Genomic DNA, 5,187 nt, shown 5'->3' with positions numbered 1-5,187 from the left:
TAAGTGGAAAAATAATAAGTATCATGTATGATGAAAGTCAGGATAGTGGTGATGAATATGAAAGTAGTAATGAATATCTTCAAGAGGAATTTGCTACAACAAAATAACGAAATATTTTAATAGTTAGTATAATTTTGTTGTAAACTTTCTAAAATATTTAAATATTTCAAATAAAAGTAAAAAATAAAGAAATATGAATAAAACGTTCCGAAAATAAGAGATATCAAAACGAACAGATAGGTCAACATGTTGATGGATAAATGATCAAAAACTAGGATATTATAAAATATCCTAGTACTATATAAATATTATTATTTAACTACAAACTGTTTTCTCTTTGAAGAAGACGGTATTCCCATCTCTTCTCTATATTTAGCAATCGTTCTCCTGGCAAGTATTACTCCTTTATTTTTTAACTCTTTGCATATATTATCATCACTTAATGGTTTTAATTTATTTTCTTCATTAATAATATCCTTTATTAAGTTTTTAATTTTTCTACTTGACATTTCTTCTTCACTTTCACTTTGAATTGATGTAGTAAAAAAATATTTAAACTCAAATAATCCAAATGGTGTCAGCATATACTTACTATTAACTCCTCTACTTATTGTAGATTCATGATAACCAAGTTCACTTGCAATATCTTTTAACTTCATTGGCTTTATGTATTTAGGTCCTTTTAAAAAAAATTCTTCTTGTTCTTTTAAAATAACTTCTGCAATTTTTAATATGGTACTCTTTCTTGTTTCTATATTTTTTATAAGACTCGCAGCATAATTTAGTTTATTTTTTATAAATTCTTTAGTATTTTTATCTGATGAAGGATTTATTAATATACTTTTATAATAGTTATTTATTGATAAATTAAAATTTTCTACTTCATTCATATATACTATAAATTCATTATTAATTTTTCGTACTATAACGTCTGGCTGTATGTAAATTGATTTTTCATTTGAAAAAAATCTTCCTGGATTAGGCTCTAAACTCCTTATTATATCAATATATTTTAAACATTCTTCCATACTTAAATTATATTTTTTACTTATCTGTTTAATCTTATTTTTTCCTATGTCATCTAAGTCTTCTTTTATAATAGATTCTAATATAACATCTTTTATATCTTTATTTTTTATTTGAATTAATAAACATTCCGATAAATTTCTAGCACCTATGCCATTAGGTTCTAGCCTTTGAATTTTATTCAAACACTTTAAAAATAAATCATGATTTATATCTAATTCTTTTATTATATATTTTTCATCAATATCAAGATATCCATCTTTATCTAAACAGTCTACTATATATTCACATATTTTTATTTCTTCAGTTTCTAAGTTATATAACCCTAATTGCATCTTTATATAATCGTATAAACTACATTCATTTTTAACTAAATTTTCTAAAGATAATTCTTTATCAGAATCATAATTTATATTACTATAGCTTCTATTTTCAAATTTTTTAAAATATTCTTCCCAATGTATATCACCATTATTCTCAACTTCTAAAAGTGGATTTTCTTGTGATTCTTTTCTAATTTCTTCTTCTAATTCAAGGCTACTCATATTTAATATCGACAGGGATTGCTTTAATTGAGCTGTCATAACTAGCTTTTGAGATTGAATCAACTCAATGTTATTATTTAAATTCAATATTCTATTCCCCCTTTTATAAAATCCTTCTTATATAATTTAATTATAATTTATATTATTTATAGCTTCAATAAATTATGATGTTTGTAAATTTATTAATTTTACATTTCACAATTTATTGAAGTGAATATTTTACAGTCTTCATATACAATCATGGTATAATAATATTTTTGATATATTTTTATAAATAAAATAATTACAATAAAGGAGGTAACATGAAAACATTATGGCAGTATACCTTAAAATATAAGTTTCAATTTATACTTAGGGTAATCACAATATCATTAGTTGCTTTGGCATCTTTATGCTTTGATTTTTTAATGGGATTTATAGTAGATATCTTTGCAAATGGTGAAAAAGATAAATTTTTAATAATTACAATCGCAAGTATTTCTCTTATTATAATTATGTTCTTAACAGAATACTTAGATGGACTAGTTATGTCTTCTTATATAAAAAATACTGTAAATTATTTAAGAACTGATATTTTTTCAAAAATTATAAATAAGGACATAAAAGATTTTTCATTAGATAATAGCGGTAAATATATTTCTATCTTATATAACGATATAAAAATAATTGAAGATAGTTTTTTTAATAATCTATTTCAAATTATATCTTGTATAATTTCTTTTGCCATATCTTTAGTTGTCCTATTTTCTATTAGTCCTACAATAGTAATTTTCATAGCTATATTTGGTGTATTAGGATTCGTAATTCCGAATTCTTTATCAAAAAAGTTAGTTGTTCAAAAAAATAATTACTCTCAAAATCTAGAACAAATAACGTCAATTACTAAAGATTTATTTTCTGGATTTGAAGTTATAAAAGGATTTAATATAAGTAATAAAATAAAAGAAATATTTAATACTGCATCTACTAATGTAGAAACTTCAAAGAAAGAATATTCTATTTTAGAGTCAGTTATAAGAGGTTTTTCTTCATCTTTTAGTGTTACTATATATCTTGGGGTATTACTTCTTGGTTGCTATTTAATGTACAAAGAAAATATTTCTGTAGGAACTGCAATTATAATAATTCAATTAAGTACTCATATAGTTGGACCAGTAAAAATGAGTATTTCTTTAATAAATCAAGTTAGATCTGTTACTCTTATAGCAAATAAAATTGAGGATATTTTAGCTAGTTCTTCTGATGATTTGGAAAATATCTCTCTTGATAATTTTAAGAATAATATTATTATAAATAATCTAGACTTTTCTTATAATAAAGAAAAAAAGGCATTGAATAATATAAATTTAACTCTTGAAAAAAGTAAAAAATATGCAATCGTTGGAGAAAGTGGCTCCGGTAAAAGTACATTAATTAAGCTTCTTATGAGGTATTATAATAATTACAGTGGAAGTATTTTAATAGATAATAATGACTTAAAATCTATATATAGCTCTGATTTATATAAAAATATATCTATGATACAACAAAATGTATTTATGTTTGACGATAGTATAAAGGAAAATATAAGACTTTATTCTAACCATGACGATGATGATGTATTAAAATCATGTGAAAGAGCTGGTCTATCTAAACTTATAAATAATTTACCTAATGGAATAGACTCCTTAGTTGGGGAGAATGGAAATAAATTATCTGGTGGAGAAAAGCAAAGAATTGCAATTGCTAGAGCGTTAATTAACAACACACAGATTTTAATACTTGATGAGTCTACTTCTGCTTTAGATAATGAAACTGCTTATAATTTAGAAAATTCATTATTAAACTTAAAAGGTTTAACTTTAATTACAGTTACTCATAAACTTATAAAAAATATACTAAATAAATACGATGAGATAATTGTTATGAAAAATGGATCTATAGTTGAAAAAGGAAGTTTTGAGTATCTATTATCTCAAAAAGGATATTTCTATAGTTTATATTATATACAAGGCGATGAATACTTAGATTCAGTCTTATAATAAATAAAATACTAGTAAATTTAATATTAGTAATAAAAAATTTTATGTAAATAATAAAAAACAATAGGCTTTCTCCTTTATAACCTATTGTTTTTTATTAACATATTATTATTTGATAAATTTATATATATTCTCAGATAACTATAAAAGTTTTTATATCTTCATCATTCTATACCCAACTCCTACATGAGTTTGTATATATTTAGGATTTGAGGTATCTGATTCAATTTTTTTCCTAAGGATAGCCATATATACACGTAAAGAAGAAACATCACTCTCCAATGAACTCCCCCAAATTTCCTTAGTTATAAATTTATGTGTTAATACTTTCCCTATATTTTTAGAAAGTATACAAATAAGCTTATACTCTATAGGTGTCAAATGTATTTCTTCTTCATGAAGATAAACACATCCAGACATATAATCAATTTTTAAATCGCCATTTTTAAATATTGAATTTTCATCATCTACATTTAACTTAATGTTATTTAATCTACGCAAAGTAACTCTAAGTCTTGCAAGCAACTCATCTACTGAGAAAGGTTTTGTTAAATAATCATCTGCTCCTGCATCCAATGCTTCTATTTTATCCTTATCTTCAGATCTTGCACTAATAACAATTATTGGTACATTTGACCACGATCTAATTTTATTGATAATCTCTATACCATCAATATCAGGTAATCCCAAATCAAGAAAAATCACATCAGGTTTATTAGATATGACTTCTAATATTGCTGCATTTCCTGTTTGAGAAACACGATATTTATAACTATGAGCTTCTAGTGTTGTGGTGATTAAATTTTTTATAGCATTGTCATCTTCTACTACTAATATTAATGGCTTATTCATGCAAATTTACCTCCTGAGATTTTAAAGTAAAATAGAACTTTGTTCCATGTGGTATGTTATCTACTACACCTATTTCTCCTCCATGTGCAGTGATAATAGATTTACAAAGAGCTAATCCAAGCCCTAAACTACGTTTACTATCAACAATAGAGTTATTTGAAGTATAAAACATTTCAAATATCTTCTCTTTTTCTTCATCTGACAATCCATTGCCATTATCACTAATTTCTACCATAACCATATTATTTACTTTTTTCGTATGAATATGAATATGAGAATTTTCAGGTGTATACTTAATAGCATTATCTACAATATTTATGATGACCTGAATAATTAATCTAGCATCCATTTTAGCCAGAATATAGTCCTCATCTTGTGTTATTTCAATTGTATGATTAATATTTTTTCTTTTAATATGACGCAGTGCTTCATTTATAACTTCTTCTACAAATTCGCCTTCTAACTTTATATTCATGCTTCCATCTTCAATTTTTGTGGCAGCTAATAAATTTTCCACAAGATTTATTAGCCATAAAGAATCTTCATATATATCTAAATAAAGCTGTTCTTTATTTTCTTTAGAAATTTTATTTTCTTTATTTAATAATATAGATGCATTACCATAAATGCTAGTAAGAGGAGTTCGTAAATCATGAGATATACAACGAAGAAGATTTGCTCTTAATTGCTCATTCTTAGCTAATGCAGCTGCCTCTTCTCTTTGTTTACTTATGAACTCATTT

General features: G+C 24.3%; 4 protein-coding genes. 1 reads left to right on the top strand and 3 read right to left on the bottom strand.

Annotated features, from left to right (window positions below; genetic code table 11):
• Positions 1-311: 311 nt before the first annotated feature.
• Positions 312-1,658 (bottom strand): RNA polymerase factor sigma-54, encoded by a 1,347-nt coding sequence (gene rpoN / locus J7G74_RS03430; protein WP_297131994.1) that lies wholly within the window; start codon positions 1,656-1,658, stop codon positions 312-314.
• 215 nt (positions 1,659-1,873) lie between these two features.
• Between rpoN and J7G74_RS03425 the strand changes: the two genes are divergently transcribed.
• Complete coding sequence (locus J7G74_RS03425) at positions 1,874-3,592, top strand: ABC transporter ATP-binding protein (RefSeq protein ID WP_297131992.1); 1,719 nt, start codon at positions 1,874-1,876, stop codon at positions 3,590-3,592.
• A gap of 153 nt (positions 3,593-3,745) precedes the next feature.
• On the opposite strand, the gene J7G74_RS03420 is transcribed toward J7G74_RS03425, so the two are convergent.
• Together J7G74_RS03420 and J7G74_RS03415 are read right to left on the bottom strand one after the other, a co-directional pair.
• Positions 3,746-4,444, bottom strand: coding sequence for a response regulator (locus tag J7G74_RS03420; RefSeq protein WP_297131990.1), 699 nt, complete (start codon positions 4,442-4,444; stop codon positions 3,746-3,748).
• The coding region (locus J7G74_RS03415; protein WP_297131988.1) for a sensor histidine kinase at positions 4,437-5,187 on the bottom strand (751 nt) is incomplete at its 5' end. The genes J7G74_RS03415 and J7G74_RS03420, both read right to left, overlap by 8 nt.

The sequence above is a fragment of the Terrisporobacter sp. genome (genome assembly GCF_017888745.1).
GTDB lineage: Bacteria > Bacillota > Clostridia > Peptostreptococcales > Peptostreptococcaceae > Terrisporobacter.
Note: the sequence above shows the minus strand (reverse complement) of the source record. Positions and strands in the feature narration are given on the sequence as shown.